Origin of the sequence: Micromonospora sp. NPDC057141 (genome assembly GCF_042670805.1) — a bacterium.
Classification (GTDB): domain Bacteria; phylum Actinomycetota; class Actinomycetes; order Mycobacteriales; family Micromonosporaceae; genus Micromonospora.
This window is the reverse complement of record NZ_JBHUVA010000002.1, coordinates 50,746-63,913: the sequence shown is the minus strand read 5'-3', so window position 1 is coordinate 63,913 and position 13,168 is coordinate 50,746. Positions and strand designations below refer to the sequence as shown.

The 13,168-nt window shown below is 71.0% G+C and carries 13 protein-coding genes; 4 read left to right on the top strand and 9 right to left on the bottom strand.

Annotated elements, in window-relative coordinates; genetic code table 11:
• Positions 1–10: 10 nt before the first annotated feature.
• The 4 genes from rplI to rpsF form a co-directional block, all read right to left on the bottom strand.
• Positions 11–457 (bottom strand): 50S ribosomal protein L9, encoded by a 447-nt coding sequence (gene rplI / locus ACFT41_RS02190; RefSeq protein ID WP_377581487.1) that lies wholly within the window; start codon positions 455–457, stop codon positions 11–13.
• A gap of 14 nt (positions 458–471) precedes the next feature.
• Complete coding sequence (gene rpsR / locus ACFT41_RS02185) at positions 472–711, bottom strand: 30S ribosomal protein S18 (RefSeq protein WP_007073789.1); 240 nt, start codon at positions 709–711, stop codon at positions 472–474.
• Between the two features lie 41 nt (positions 712–752).
• Positions 753–1,295: a single-stranded DNA-binding protein gene (locus ACFT41_RS02180; protein WP_207919668.1), complete on the bottom strand. Its 543-nt coding sequence runs from the start codon at positions 1,293–1,295 to the stop codon at positions 753–755.
• Positions 1,296–1,378: 83 nt separating this feature from the next.
• Complete coding sequence (rpsF, locus tag ACFT41_RS02175; RefSeq protein ID WP_007073791.1) at positions 1,379–1,669, bottom strand: 30S ribosomal protein S6; 291 nt, start codon at positions 1,667–1,669, stop codon at positions 1,379–1,381.
• Between the two features lie 561 nt (positions 1,670–2,230).
• Between rpsF and ACFT41_RS02170 the strand changes: the two genes are divergently transcribed.
• Together ACFT41_RS02170 and ACFT41_RS02165 are read left to right on the top strand one after the other, a co-directional pair.
• Positions 2,231–3,022 carry a deoxyribonuclease IV gene (locus ACFT41_RS02170; RefSeq protein WP_377581485.1) on the top strand — a complete coding sequence of 264 codons (792 nt, stop codon included), beginning with the start codon at positions 2,231–2,233 and terminating at the stop codon, positions 3,020–3,022.
• A complete protein-coding gene (locus ACFT41_RS02165) occupies positions 3,019–5,061 on the top strand; it encodes a hypothetical protein (RefSeq protein ID WP_377581483.1) in 2,043 nt (680 codons plus the stop codon). The genes ACFT41_RS02170 and ACFT41_RS02165 overlap by 4 nt, the downstream gene beginning before the upstream one ends.
• Before the next feature lie 105 nt (positions 5,062–5,166).
• On the opposite strand, the gene ACFT41_RS02160 is transcribed toward ACFT41_RS02165, so the two are convergent.
• The 5 genes from ACFT41_RS02160 to ACFT41_RS02140 all read right to left on the bottom strand — a co-directional run bounded on the left by ACFT41_RS02160 (position 5,167) and on the right by ACFT41_RS02140 (position 11,170).
• Complete coding sequence (locus tag ACFT41_RS02160; protein ID WP_377581480.1) at positions 5,167–6,681, bottom strand: glycosyltransferase family 87 protein; 1,515 nt, start codon at positions 6,679–6,681, stop codon at positions 5,167–5,169.
• 72 nt (positions 6,682–6,753) lie between these two features.
• Positions 6,754–7,212 (bottom strand): hypothetical protein, encoded by a 459-nt coding sequence (locus ACFT41_RS02155; protein WP_377581478.1) that lies wholly within the window; start codon positions 7,210–7,212, stop codon positions 6,754–6,756.
• Between the two features lie 22 nt (positions 7,213–7,234).
• Positions 7,235–7,516 carry a hypothetical protein gene (locus tag ACFT41_RS02150; protein ID WP_377581476.1) on the bottom strand — a complete coding sequence of 94 codons (282 nt, stop codon included), beginning with the start codon at positions 7,514–7,516 and terminating at the stop codon, positions 7,235–7,237.
• Positions 7,517–7,592: 76 nt separating this feature from the next.
• The gene (locus tag ACFT41_RS02145) at positions 7,593–10,505 is read right to left on the bottom strand and encodes a transglycosylase domain-containing protein (RefSeq protein ID WP_377581473.1); all 2,913 of its coding nucleotides are present in this window, start codon (positions 10,503–10,505) and stop codon (positions 7,593–7,595) included.
• A 191-nt stretch (positions 10,506–10,696) separates the two neighbouring features.
• A complete protein-coding gene (locus tag ACFT41_RS02140; protein WP_377581470.1) occupies positions 10,697–11,170 on the bottom strand; it encodes a DUF5318 domain-containing protein in 474 nt (157 codons plus the stop codon).
• 173 nt (positions 11,171–11,343) lie between these two features.
• On the opposite strand from ACFT41_RS02140, the gene ACFT41_RS02135 reads away from it, so the two are divergent.
• Together ACFT41_RS02135 and ACFT41_RS02130 are read left to right on the top strand one after the other, a co-directional pair.
• The gene (locus ACFT41_RS02135) at positions 11,344–11,982 is read left to right on the top strand and encodes a PadR family transcriptional regulator (protein WP_377581467.1); all 639 of its coding nucleotides are present in this window, start codon (positions 11,344–11,346) and stop codon (positions 11,980–11,982) included.
• A gap of 23 nt (positions 11,983–12,005) precedes the next feature.
• Complete coding sequence (locus tag ACFT41_RS02130) at positions 12,006–13,085, top strand: inositol-3-phosphate synthase (protein WP_377581464.1); 1,080 nt, start codon at positions 12,006–12,008, stop codon at positions 13,083–13,085.
• Positions 13,086–13,168: the final 83 nt, after the last annotated feature.

Here is a 13,168-nt window from a genome sequence, read left to right as displayed (position 1 = left end):
CTGGCGGGTGTCAGCCCTGGACGACGTTCAGGTCGAACTTGGCGGTCACCTCGGGGTGCAGCCTGATGCTGACCGGGTACGCGCCGAGCGACTTGATGTGGCCGGGCGTCTCCAGCCGCCGACGGTCGAGGGCTGGACCGCCGGCCACCTTGACGGCGTCGACGATCTCGGCCGGGGTGACCGAGCCGAAGAGCCGCCCGCCGTCGCCGGCACGGGCCTTGAGGCTGACCTTCAGGCCCTCGAGCTGGGCCTTGACCTCGTTGGCGTGGCCGAGGTCGCGGATCTCGCGGGCCGAGCGGGCCCGCTTGATGACCGTGACCTGCTTCTCCGCACCCTTGGTCCAGGCGATCGCGAAGCCCTGCGGGAGCAGGTAGTTACGGCCGTAGCCGTTCTTCACCTCGACGATGTCGCCCGGGGCACCGAGGCCGGACACCTCCTGAGTCAGGATGATCTTCATATCGGTGCCTCCTCTCAGCGGGCCGTGGCCGTGTACGGCAGGAGCGCCATCTCGCGGGCGTTCTTGACCGCGCGGGCGATCTGCCGCTGCTGCTGCGAGGTCACGCCGGTCACCCGCCGAGCGCGGATCTTGCCGCGGTCGGAGATGAACTTGCGCAGCAGCGCGGTGTCCTTGTAATCGATGTACGTGATCCCGTCTTTGTCGAGCGGGTTCACCTTCTTCTTCGGTTTGCGAAGTGCAGCGGCCTTGGCCATTGCTCGGGCTCCTGGTTTGCGATCACGGGCGCTCGGCGCCATTAGAACGGAGGCTCCTCGTCGAAGTTGCCGCCACCAGAACCACCGCGCGAAGGAGCCGGTGCAGCCGAGGCCCAGGGGTCGTCGAAGTTGCCTCCGCCGCCGCCCTGGTTGCCACCACCGCCACCGCCACCGCCGAAGCCGCCGCCACCGCCGCCGGAGCGGGACATCTTCTGCACCTTCGCCGTGGCGTAGCGCAGGGACGGGCCGATCTCGTCGACCTCGAGCTCGATGACGGTGCGCTTCTCGCCCTCGCGGGTCTCGTAGGACCGCTGACGCAGCCGGCCCGACACGATCACCCTGGCACCGCGCTGCAGCGACTCGGCGACGTGCTCGGCGGCCTGCCGCCAGACCGTGCACGCGAGGAACAGCGGCTCGCCGTCCTTCCACTCGCCGGACGCCTTGTCCATGAACCGGGGCGTCGAGGCGACCCGGAACTTGGCGACCGCGGCCCCCGAGGGGGTGAAACGCAACTCGGGGTCATCGGTCAGATTGCCGATGACCGTGATGGTGGTGTCTCCTGCCATGACCATCTCCTCGCGCACTCATCGTTCGCCGTACAGGCTCTCAGGGCCCTACGACAACCTCGATGAGGCTGATCCGGGTGGTGAACCGGGTTGGACTGCTGTTAGCGCATCTCCGGCCGGATGACCTTGGTGCGCAGCACGGACTCGTTGAGCCGCAGCTGACGATCCAGCTCGGCCACCGCGGCAGGCGTGGCCTGCAGGTCGACGACAGCGTAGATGCCCTCGGCCTTCTTGTTGATCTCGTACGCGAGGCGCCGGCGGCCCCATACGTCGGTCTTCTCGACCGAGCCACCCGCGGTCCGGATCACGTTCAGGTACGTGTCGAGCGACGGGGCGACGGTGCGTTCCTCGAGGCTGGGGTCGAGGATCACCATGATCTCGTAATGACGCAAGACGTGCTCACCTCCTGTGGGCTAAGCGGCCACGGTCCTTCCGTGGCAGGAGGTCTGGCGTCGTGGCCGCTCCGGGCCGGGGGAACCCGGCCGGACGCGGACAACCGGACCAGGATACCCGGCCCGGACGATCATGCCCGGGCAGGTCGGCGTCGGCGATTCCGCGCGGCGGGACGCGCCTCCGGCGGCACGCACGGAGCCGGGGGCCGGGCCGACGATCGCGCGTCGACCACGGCCCCCGGTCACGAGGCCGCGGGGCGTCCCGTCCGCATTCTTTGGGTGGGACCTGGGGAGGAACGACCACACCGATGAGGTTGGACCGAAACGCCCCGCGGAGCTTTTTTGTGTTGTTATCCGACCGTACAACGATTTCGTCACGTATGGAGAGAGTTGGCGCTTTTGCCCGATGATCCTCGCCGTCGATCCCACCTGGACCAACGACCGGGGGGCGAGCCGGGTGACGACCGGCCGTCCGGTCGCACCCGGCCGGCCCGCCGTGGACACCGCGACCCGGCCGCACCGTCGCCCCGCACGTCGGTGCCCCGACGTAGGCTCGCCTCCATGCGTATCGGAGCCCACGTCGATTCCGCCGACCCGCTGTCCGAGGCGACCGCCCGGGCCGCCGAGGCCGCGCAGTTCTTCCTCTCCGACCCGCAGGGCTGGAAGGCCCCGCAACCCCGGGAGGACGCCGACCGGCTGCGCGCCGCCGAGGTCGACCTCTACGTCCACGCGCCGTACGTCGTCAACGTCGCGACGCTGAACAACCGGATCCGCATCCCGAGCCGGAAGCTGCTGCTCGGTCACGCCACCGCGGCGGCGGAGATCGGCGCGAAGGGCCTGATCGTGCACGGCGGCCACGTCAACGCGGGCGACGACCTGGCGGTCGGGTTCGACAACTGGCGCAAGACCTTCGCGTACGCGGCGGACGCCGGCGGCTTCGCCCTGCCGGTGCTGATCGAGAACACCGCCGGCGGAGACAACGCCTGTGCCCGACGCCTCGACGCGCTCGCCCGGCTCTGGGACGCCGTCGGCGACTACGAGGTGGGCTTCTGCCTCGACACCTGCCACGCCCACGCCGGAGGCGAGGAGTTGCTCGACCTGGTCGACCGGGTCAAGGCGATCACCGGGCGGATCGACCTGGTGCACGCCAACAACTCGAAGGACACGTTCGGTTCGGGGCGGGACCGGCACGACAACCTCGACGGCGGCACCATCGACCCGGAGCTGGTGGTGGCCGTGATCCGGGCGGCGGGCGCGCCGGCGATCGTGGAGACCCCGGGCGGGGCGGACGGTCAGGGCGCCGACATCGCCTTCCTGCGCGACCGGCTCGGCGTGGGGAGCCGGGCCGCATGACGACCGAGCCGTCCGGCGCCACGGACGAGGCCGCCGCCGCGACGAAGCCGGCCACCGGCGGCGCCTCCGCAGCGGAGCCGGCCGTGGGCGACACAGCCGTGGCCGACACAGCCGCAAAGGCCGCCCCCGGCGACGGCGACGCCCGGAAGGACGGCGAGCTCAGGAAGGACAGCGACGCCGAGGACGACAGCAGCGCGAAGGACGGCGACACCGACGACAGCGACGACAGCGGCGCGAAGGACGACGGCAGCGGCAAGGGCGACGGGAAGCCGGACCGCTGGGAGGCGTTCGCCCCCGCGCCGGAGCCGGTGCCGGGGCGACTGCGTCGCGGGCTGCGGGTGGTCGGCCGCTTCGGCATCCACGAGTGGACCCTGGCGGTGCTGGGATCGCTGGCGCTGGCCGTCACGCTCACCTGGCCGACGCTGCGCTACCCACGCCACACACTTCCGCAGGACTACTGGGACCCGAGCCTCCAGGCCTGGCAGATGGCCTGGTCGGGGCACATCCTGCTGACCGATCCGGCGCGGCTGTGGCACGCCAACACGTTCTTCCCGGAGCCGTGGAGCTTCGCCTTCTCCGACACCCTGCTCGGATACGCGCCGGCCGGCATGATCGGCACCGGTCCCGAGGCCGCCCTGCTCCGCTACAACATCATGTTCGTGCTGGCCCACGCGCTCGCCACGCTCGGGGCGTACGCGCTGGCGCGGCAGCTCGGCGCGGGGCGCGCGGGCGCGGCGGTGGCCGGGGCCGGCTACGCGTACGCACCCTGGCTGCTCGCCCAGGCGGGGCACCTGCACATCGTCTCCAACGGCGGCATCCCGCTGGCGCTGGCCATGCTGGCCCGGGGGCACGGCTGGTCGCTGCGCCACGGTTACCGGCCCGAGCGGCGGCACGCCGGGTGGGCGTACGCCGGGTGGGTGGTGGCCGCCTGGCAGCTCAGCCTGGGCTTCGGCATCGGGCTGCCGTTCGCGTACGTGCTGGCGGGGGTGACGCTCGTCGCCACCGTGACCTGGTTCGTCCGGCGCCGGTCGGTGCGGCGGCCGTTCGGGATGCGGCTGCTCGTCGCCGACGTCGTCGGCGCGCTGCTCTTCGCGGGGGTGGGCGCTCTGCTGGCCGTCCCCTACTTCAAGGTCGCCGAGCTGCACCCGAACGCCGCCCGCACCCTCGACGACGTCGGCATCTACTCGCCGCCGTTCTCGGGCTTCTTCACCGCCCCGGCCGAGTCCGGCGTCTGGGGCGAGCTGCACGAGGGGGCGCGCGCCGCGCTGCCCTGGTCCTCTCCGGAGATGACCCTGCTACCCGGCTTCGTGCTCTATGCGCTGGCGGCCGGCGGGCTGTTCTTCTCGGTGTGGCGGCTGCGGCACCGGCTGCTGCTGCTCGCCGGGGTGGTGGTGACGGCGATCCTGGCCATGGGCACCCGGTTCTTCGGCGGCACCTTCACCTACGGGCTGCTCTTCGAGTATCTGCCGGGCTGGAACGGCCTGCGCACGCCGGGGCGGATGATGCTCTGGACGACGCTGCTGCTCGGGCTGCTCGCCGCTGGGGCGGTCAGCGCCTTCGCGATCCGGGTGCGGGAGTGGGCCGCCGAGCGGGTTCCGCCGTGGCCGGGCCCGTGGCTGCGGCTGGCCACCGTGCTGCCGCTGCTGCTGGTGATCGCCGAGGGCCTCAACGTCACCCCGCATCCGGTGGTGCCGATCCAGCCGGCCGCGATGCGGTCGGTGGACGGCCCGATGCTGGTGCTGCCCAGCAGCCAGAGCCACGACCAGCCGGTGATGCTGTGGTCGACCAGCCGCTTCCAGGACGTGGTCAACGGCGGCAGCGGCTTCACCCCGGCGCGGCTGGCCGAGATCCGGAAGGCGACCGAGGCCTTCCCGGACCAGGCGAGCGTGACCTACCTGCGCGCCTTGGGCGTGCGCAGCGTGGTGGTGCTGCGCGACCAGATCGCCGACACTCCGTGGGCCACCACGATCGACGCCCCGGTCGACGCGCTCGGCATCACCCGCGAGCAGGTCGACAACGCGGTGGTCTTCCGCCTCTGACGGCGAGCCTCGGTGCGGCCCGGGCCGGGTGGCGGGGCCGGGCCGGGTGGCGGGGCCGGGCCGGGTGGCGGGGCCGGGGGGTGGCCTGGGCCGCACCGAGGGACGTCAGGCTGGCGCAGGAGCCGGCACGGCGGCGGGCTCGGTGGGCTCGGGTCGCCGTCGCCAACGGTCCACCCAGGGGGCGTCCGGGGCTCCGTAGAGCACCCCGCCGTCGGGGTCGTCGGCGTAGGTGTCCCGCACCGCGTCGCGCTCGGGGTGCATGATCTCCTTCACGACCAGCACGCAGAGCACCACGACGGTGCCCAACCGCAGCGCCGCCGCCAGCACGAAGACCCCCTCGGGGAAGACCGGGCGGCTGGTCGCCGAGCCGAGCAGTTCCCCGTAGAAGGCGGCGAAGTAGCCGATCTCGGCGACCTGCCAGGCGATGAACGCGCCCCACTTCGGGCGGGCGAGGACGACCAGCGGCAGCAGCCAGAGGACGAACTGCTGCGACCAGACCTTGCTGAAGATGAGGAACGCGGCGACGACGAGGAAGGCGAGCTGGGCCAGCCGGGGCCGCTTCGGCGCGCGCAGGGCCAGCACTGCCACGCCGAGGCAGGCCAGCCCGAACAGGGCGTACGAGAGCCAGTTGAGGGTGGGAATGTTGGCGTTGAGCCACTCGAACGGCCCCATCGAGCCGGGGCCGCCGGTGTTGACCTTGCCGTCGAGGTAGCGCCCGATGTACCAGAGCGTGCCCCAGTCGATGGGCCGGGTGGTGTTCAGCTCGAAGAAGCGGTCCCAGTTGTCGCGGTAGGGAACGGCCACCGGCAGGTTGACCGCGACGAGGGCCACGAGGGCCGTGCCGACGGCGGTGAGGCCGGCGCGGATCCGGTTGGCGCGCAGCGCGAGCACGAGGATCGGCCCGAGGACGAACAGCGGCCACATCTTGGCCGCGCCGGCCAGGCCGAGCAGCACCCCGGCCAGCGCCGGCCGGCTGCGGGCCCAGGCGAGGAACCCGAACGCGGCCAGCCCGATGGCGAGCAGGTCCCAGTTGACGGTGGCGGTGAGGAACAGGGCGGGGGCCAGCGCGAAGAGGGCGGCGTCCCAGGGTCGTCGGCGGCGCAGGGCGAGGATGACCGCGACGGTCGCCACGGCGAGGGCGCTGAGCACCAGGGCGTTGACGTTGTACGCCCACCGTCCCTGGTTGATCTCCGGGTTGTCGACGCCGAGGGCGTGCACCGGCAGCCCGAGGGCACCCATGAAGTAGCCGGTCAGCACCGGGTATTCGACGGGGTGGTCCCGGTAGGGCACCTTGCCCTCGTTGAGCCCCTCGGCGTAGTAGAGCGCCAGCACGTCGGTGTAGCACATCCGCGTGTACTGGATGTTGTTCTGCCACGCGCCGTCCTGGCAGGGGGACTTCTGCACCCAGTGCAGGGCGAGGGTCAGGCAGGCCAGGGCCAGCACGATCCGGGCGGCCGTCCAGAACCGGCTCTCCCGGTCGGCGGGCCGGTCCAGCGCCGTCGCGTGGTCGCCCAGCGGGCCACCGATCAGCTCGGATGCGCCACGGACGAACCCGTCCGACCGGGACGGGTGGTCGCCGGGCCCGGCGTCGTCCATGTCTGCCGTCGACTGGGTGCTCATGGACAGGAATCATCCCGTACCGATGGCCCTCACGTCCCGCCCCGGGGCAAAACATTCCGGTACGCGAAACTGTCAGTCCTCCAGGGTGACGATCAGATCAGGCGGGTTGAGATGCCTGTCGAAGGACGCGGCACAGGGGGTGTCCACCATCTCGACCTGAGGGTCGGCACCCACCACGCCGGACAGCCGGACGCAGAGCCGGGCGTGGACCACGGCCGCGACGTACCCGCCGCCGTGACCGGTGGCATCGTAGGCGATGTCGACCTCAAGCCGACCGTCCGGCGTGGCGCGCTGCCCGAACACCATTCCGTAACGGTCGCCGCCGGCTGCCACCGCGAGACCGCTCAGCCGCCTCTCGGTGCTCAGCGCCGCGAAGGGCGGATCGGTGAGCAGTTTCATAGCCGCTTGCCGGGCGTTCGAGGCGCGGTCCCGGACCGACGTGGTCGCCTCGTCTCTCGCCTGCTGCTCCGAGTTGAGGCCACAACTGGAGAGACAGAGCAGGGCGACGCCCGCGAGGAGAGCCCTCCTCACGGACGCCGCCAGCCGACTCGGGTCACAGGCCCATCATATTGACGGCGACATGGTTCATCATCGATGCATACCGTGCTGATCCGTCCATGTTCGGGTGGAAGGACTGTTGTGAGAGGCCGTACTGGTTCCAGCTCTCCGGCAGCCAGTCCGGCACCACGCCGTGCTCACCCGGGGTCATCGTGGTGACCATAGCGTTCAGGGCCTCCGGATCGCCGCAGACCCCATGGCCTGCGAACGCCACGGAAGGGTCGCCGAAGTACGTCGGAATGCCCTCCGCGCTTGCTTCCGTGCTGGCCTGCCCCATCGCTATAGCCAGCAGCAGGGCCGGCGAACGGCGGCCGGACCACCGGCCCAACCGCCGTTCGCACTACATTCGCTGGCTACTCCCGGGTGCGGGGCGCGATGGTCGGCAGCAGGCCGCCGCCGGTGCCCCCGCCGTTCCCGGGCCCGGGGGTCGCCGGTGTGTCGCCCCCGCCCGGGTTGCCGGGCAGCCCGCCCTCGCCCGGGTTGTCCGGGGTGGTCGGGGTGCCGTTACCCGGGTTCTGGCAGAAGATGTCCAGCGGGTTGCACGCCGGCGGGTCCGGGGTGGGCGGCGGGGGCGGCGGGTCGCCGTTGCCGGCCTCCGGGTCGCCGATGTTCGCGGCCGGCGGGAAGGTCTTCTTCGGCTCGCCCTTGAGGGCGTCGTTCATGAACCGCTCCCAGATGGTGCCGGGGAGGTTCGCGCCGCTGACCCTGCGGCCGTCGCTCAGCTTCAGCGGCAGCCGCTTCTGCTCGTTGCCCACCCAGACAGCAGTGGCGAGCTGCGGTGTGTAGCCGATCATCCAGGCGTCGCCGTTGTCCTCGCTGTCGGACTTGAGCTCCCAGGTGCCGGTCTTGGCGGTCGCCTCGCGGCCGTCGGCGAGCCGGTGGTTGACCTGGCCCGGGTATTCCTTCAGCACCGACGTCACGTCGGCGACGATGTCCTTGTCGATCCGGCGCTTGGACTCGATCTTCTCGCTGCTGATCTTCTCCCACTTGCCGGTGGTCTCGTTCTGCTTCTCCACCGAGTAAAGGAAGTGGGCCTTGTTGTAGACGCCCTCGTTGGCGAAGGTGGCGACGCCGTTGGCGTGGTCCAGGACGGTGATCGGATACTGGCCGTAGCCGACGACGTGGAAGAACGGCGACGGCGCGATGTCCTTCGGGTCGGTCTTCGTCAGGTCGTACGCCTTCGCGGGGTCGGTGTCCGTGCGCCACATGGTGGTGACGCCGGCCTGCTTGGCCATGTCGATGACCTTGTCCGGCCCGATCTCCTGCGTGACGTGGTAGAACGGCACGTTCAGCGACTTGAGGGTGGAGACCTTCAGGGTGCAGGAGTTGCCGCAGGACGGGTTGTCCACGCCGGCGTTGCTGACCTTGAACTTCGTCCCCTCGGGGGTGAAGCCCCGGCCCTTCCACCGCGACTCCAGCGCCTTGCCGGCCTTCAGCGCGGCGGCCAGGGTATAGATCTTGAAGCTCGACCCCGGCGAGTGGCCGCCGCTGAGCGTGCCGTTGGCGTCGGTGTTCTTGCCGGCGAAGTCGGTGCCGGTGCCGTTGTCGCCGCCGTAGTAGGCGAGGACGCGCCCGGTCGCCGGTTCGATCGCGACGACCGCCGCCATCAGGTTCTTCGGCTGGCCGGCGAGCTCCGAGCCCTTCGTCTTGCGCTGGGCGGCCTCGACCGCCGCCTTCTGGATCTTCGTGTCCATCGTCGTGCGGATCCGGTAGCCGCCGGCCATCAGCGCCTGCGAGCAGAGCGGCTTCGTGTCGGTGACCTCCGCCTCCTTGTCGACGCAGAGGCCCTTCTCACGCATCTCGACCTTGACGTAGTTGATCACGTTGCCGTACGGCGTGTTCACGCCGAAGTCGATCCCGGCGCCGCCGTTCTTGGGGCTCTTGGCGTTCTTCGGGTATTCGGTGGGGCGCTCCGGCCTGCCGGGGGCGTTCAGCCAGCCCTCCTCGACCATGCCGTTGATGACGTAGTCCCAGCGGGACTTGGCGTCGACCGGGTTGACGGCCGGGTCGTACCCCTTGTGGGTCTCGCTGGCGACCGGCTGCTTGATCAGTGCGGCGAGCACCGCGCCCTCGGCGACGGTCAGGCTCTTCGCCGACTTGCCGAAGTAGGTCTGCGCCGCCGCCTCGATCCCGTAGGCGCCCCGGCCGAAGTAGATCACGTTGAGGTAGTGCTGCATGATCTGCGGCTTGCCGTACTTGTCGTTCAGCTTGGAGGCGAGGATCGCCTCCTTGACCTTCCGGGCGTACGAGTCTTCCTTCAGGTTGTCGTACGCGTTGCGGGCGTACTGCTGGGTGATGGTCGACGCGCCCTGCTTGTCGCCGCCGGAGACGTTGTTCCACGCGGCCCGGGCGATGCCCTTGTAGTCCACCCCGGAGTGCCGGTAGAAGTTGCGGTCCTCGGCGGCGGCCACCGCGTCCTGCACGTGCTGCGGGATCTGGTTGATGGTGACCAGGGTGCGGTTCTGCTCACCCACCTTGGCGATGATGGTCTTGTTGTCGAACGCGTAGAGGGTCGTCGCCTGCGGCGGCGTGGTGTCCTCGGGCAGCACGACGTTGGTCGAGTAGTAGGTGAAGCCGACCACGCCGATGCCGGCGAGCATGATGAAGACGGCGAAGCCGGCGATGAGGATGTTCGCCCGCCGGCGCTTGCGGGCCCGCGCCGACTTCGTGCGGCCGTCGGGGCCCCGGCCGCCCCCGCCGGGCGGTGCGCCGATGCCGGAGGCCGGGGGCACGGTCGCCCGGGCGACGGAGGCCCGGCCGGCGGGGCCGCCGTACGGTGCGCCACTCACCGACGCGGCGCCCACGCTCGCCCGTCCTGCGGAGCCGACACCGACCGAGGCCCGACCGGCCGGGGAGACGGGTGCCGGGGAGACCGGCACCGAGGCGCGGCCCGCGCCGGCCCGGCCGGCTGTCGGCCCGCCCGGAGCCGGGGAGACGGGCACCGAGGCCCGACCGGGAACCGCGCGCCCGACCGAGGCTGAGCCCACCGACGCCGAGCCGGCCGCGGCTGTGCCGCGCGGCGGCACCGCTGCGGAGCCGGCGCGCGGCGGCACGGCGGCGGAGCCGCCTACCGAGGCGCGGCCTCCCGCAGCCTGGCCGCGGGGCGGCACGGAGGCGCGGCCCGGCTGTGCCGTACCCTCTGACCAGCTGCCGCGGGCGTCGTCGCCGCGACGGTACGCGTCGGCCGGGCCCGCGCCGGGGTCGCCGTTGGCGCCCGGTATCTGGGCCCGCCCGCGCGAGGAGCTGGGTTCGCCGTACGAGTTCATTCCTCACACCCTGCCGGTCGCGGTGGGACGCGATCGCGCCGCCACCGGTTTGCCGTGAGCTGAAACACAGGATGCCGCCGCCCGAACGGGTCGGGCCGAGGGCATCGCTTCCGGATCAATCGGACCTATCGGGCCCACAAGCTGTCGGTCGTTCCGCCTCCTCCACACCGGACCAACCGAGTCAGCTGGGTTCACCGTTGCGCCTCTCGCCTCCGCCGAACGGCCGGGCCGGCACCCGGGGCCGTGGCGGCCGAAGCACCGGCCGCGCCCTGGTCCGACCCGTCCTCCGCGCCGCCGGCCAGCCCGTCCCGGCCCAGCAGGAACTGCTCGACGAGGTGGTTCCAGCCGCAGCCGAGGCACACCTCCACCACGAAGACCTGGAACTCACGCAGCGTCATCGCCAGGACGGGCAACTCGGCAAGGCTACGCGCCTGCCCGGCGGACTGCTTGAGCTCGTCCCCGTAAATGTAGTGGACGTGGGTGAGGTTCTCGCTGCGGCAGATCGGGCAGCGCTCCTCGGTGGGCTCACCGTGGAAGTGGGCGGCGTTCTTCAGGTACGGCGACGCGTCGCAGACGTCGTACGTGCCTACCTGGCCGGCGAGAAGTTCACGCAGCACCGCTCGCTTCCGGAGCGAGTAGTCGACGACCTGGCGCTGCGTACGCATGCGGAGAAGGGTACGCGGTCCGGCTCGACGAGGCGACCGCCGTCACAATCAGTGACCCTGGGAATTCGGCGTGGGGGTTTGCCCTGGCCTGAGTGAGCAGCTAACGTGCGATGTATCGGTCCGATACATCGCGGTGGTTGAGCCTCCGCGCCGGGGGTAAGAGAGGGTGGCCCGTGCTCGATCTCGCCATCCTCGGCCTCCTCCAGGAGTCCCCGATGCACGGCTACGAGCTCCGCAAGGAGCTCACGGCCAAGCTGGGCGCGATCCGTGCGGCGATCAGCTACGGCTCGCTCTACCCCACCCTGCGCCGGCTGCAGGCGGCCGGGTGGATCACCGAAGCCGCCGAGACGCCCGCCACCGCCGAGGAGGTTCCCGCACTGACCAGCCGGCGGGGCCGGGTGGTCTACAAGATCACTGCGGAGGGCAAGGAACGCTTCGCCCAGCTCATCGCGCAGGCCGGCCCCGAGACGTACGACGACACGGGCTTCGGCGTGCACTTCGCGTTCTTCGCCCGCACGGACCAGGCGACCCGGCTGCGCATCCTGGAGGGTCGCCGCCGCAAGATCGAGGAACGCCGCGAAGGGCTTCGCGACGTGCTGGGCCGGGCGGCCGAGCGCCTCGACGCGTACACGCTGGAACTGCAGCGTCACGGCCTCGACGCCTGTGAGCGCGAGGTCCGCTGGCTGGAGGAGCTCATCGCCAACGAGCGCTCCGGCCGTGCCCCGACGGTCCCGGAAACCGGGACGGCCGGCGGCCGACGAGATAACGACAGCCCGCCTCCGCCTGGAGAGTCCAGGAAAGAGCGGCCGTGATGAAGAAGAAGGAGGCAGACGCTATGGGCTCCGTCCGCGTCGCCATCGTCGGTGTGGGAAACTGCGCCTCGTCCCTCGTACAGGGCGTGGAGTACTACCGCAACGCCGACCCGAACGACCGCGTCCCGGGTCTCATGCACGTCACCTTCGGCGACTACCACGTCTCGGACGTGGAGTTCGTCGCGGCGTTCGACGTGGACGCCAAGAAGGTGGGCATGGACCTCGCGGAGGCGATCGTCGCCAGCGAGAACAACACGATCAAGCTCTGCGACGTGCCGCCGACCGGCATCAGCGTGCAGCGCGGCCCGACATTCGACGGCCTGGGCCAGTACTACCGCGAGATCGTCGAGGAGTCGGACGCCGCACCGGTCGACGTGGCCAAGGCGCTGCGCGACGCGCAGGTCGACGTCGTCGTCTCCTACCTGCCGGTCGGCTCCGAGCAGGCCGACAAGTTCTACGCCCAGGCCGCGATCGACGCCGGCTGCGCGTTCGTCAACGCCCTGCCGGTCTTCATCGCCTCCGACCCCGAGTGGGCCAAGAAGTTCACCGACGCGGGCCTGCCGATCGTCGGCGACGACATCAAGAGCCAGGTCGGCGCCACCATCGTGCACCGGGCCCTGGCGAAGCTGTTCGAGGACCGGGGGGTCGAGCTGCTGCGCACGTACCAGCTCAACTTCGGCGGCAACATGGACTTCATGAACATGCTGGAGCGCAACCGGCTGGTCTCGAAGAAGATCTCGAAGACCCAGTCGGTCACGTCCCAGATCCCGCACGAGATGCAGAAGAGCGACGTGCACATCGGCCCGTCGGACCACGTGCCGTGGCTCGACGACCGCAAGTGGGCGTACATCCGCCTGGAGGGCCGTTCCTTCGGCGACACCCCGCTCAACGCGGAGCTGAAGCTCGAGGTGTGGGACTCGCCGAACTCGGCGGGCGTCATCATCGACGCCGTCCGGGCCGCGAAGATCGCCCTGGACCGCAAGATCGGCGGCCCGATCCTGTCGGCCTCGTCGTACTTCATGAAGTCCCCGCCGGTGCAGTACGCCGACCACGACGCGCACGCCGCCGTCGAGTCCTTCATCAAGGGCGAGGTCGAGCGCTGACGCGCTGACCCCCAGCACGATCGGGAGAGGGCCGGGTCCGTCGGGACCCGGCCCTCCGTGTTTCGTTCAGGCCGGCATTCCCA

Bases quoted from the DNA above. Each gene is read 5' to 3' on its own strand.
- ACFT41_RS02130 (WP_377581464.1), top strand. From the start codon at position 12,006: ATGGGCTCCGTCCGCGTCGCCATCGTCGGTGTGGGAAACTGCGCCTCG.
- ACFT41_RS02160 (WP_377581480.1), bottom strand. From the start codon at position 6,681: ATGAGCACCCAGTCGACGGCAGACATGGACGACGCCGGGCCCGGCGAC.
- rpsR (WP_007073789.1), bottom strand. From the start codon at position 711: ATGGCCAAGGCCGCTGCACTTCGCAAACCGAAGAAGAAGGTGAACCCG.
- ACFT41_RS02170 (WP_377581485.1), top strand. From the start codon at position 2,231: ATGCGTATCGGAGCCCACGTCGATTCCGCCGACCCGCTGTCCGAGGCG.
- ACFT41_RS02150 (WP_377581476.1), bottom strand. From the start codon at position 7,516: ATGGGGCAGGCCAGCACGGAAGCAAGCGCGGAGGGCATTCCGACGTAC.
- ACFT41_RS02140 (WP_377581470.1), bottom strand. From the start codon at position 11,170: ATGCGTACGCAGCGCCAGGTCGTCGACTACTCGCTCCGGAAGCGAGCG.
- ACFT41_RS02145 (WP_377581473.1), bottom strand. From the start codon at position 10,505: ATGAACTCGTACGGCGAACCCAGCTCCTCGCGCGGGCGGGCCCAGATA.
- ACFT41_RS02165 (WP_377581483.1), top strand. From the start codon at position 3,019: ATGACGACCGAGCCGTCCGGCGCCACGGACGAGGCCGCCGCCGCGACG.
- rplI (WP_377581487.1), bottom strand. From the start codon at position 457: ATGAAGATCATCCTGACTCAGGAGGTGTCCGGCCTCGGTGCCCCGGGC.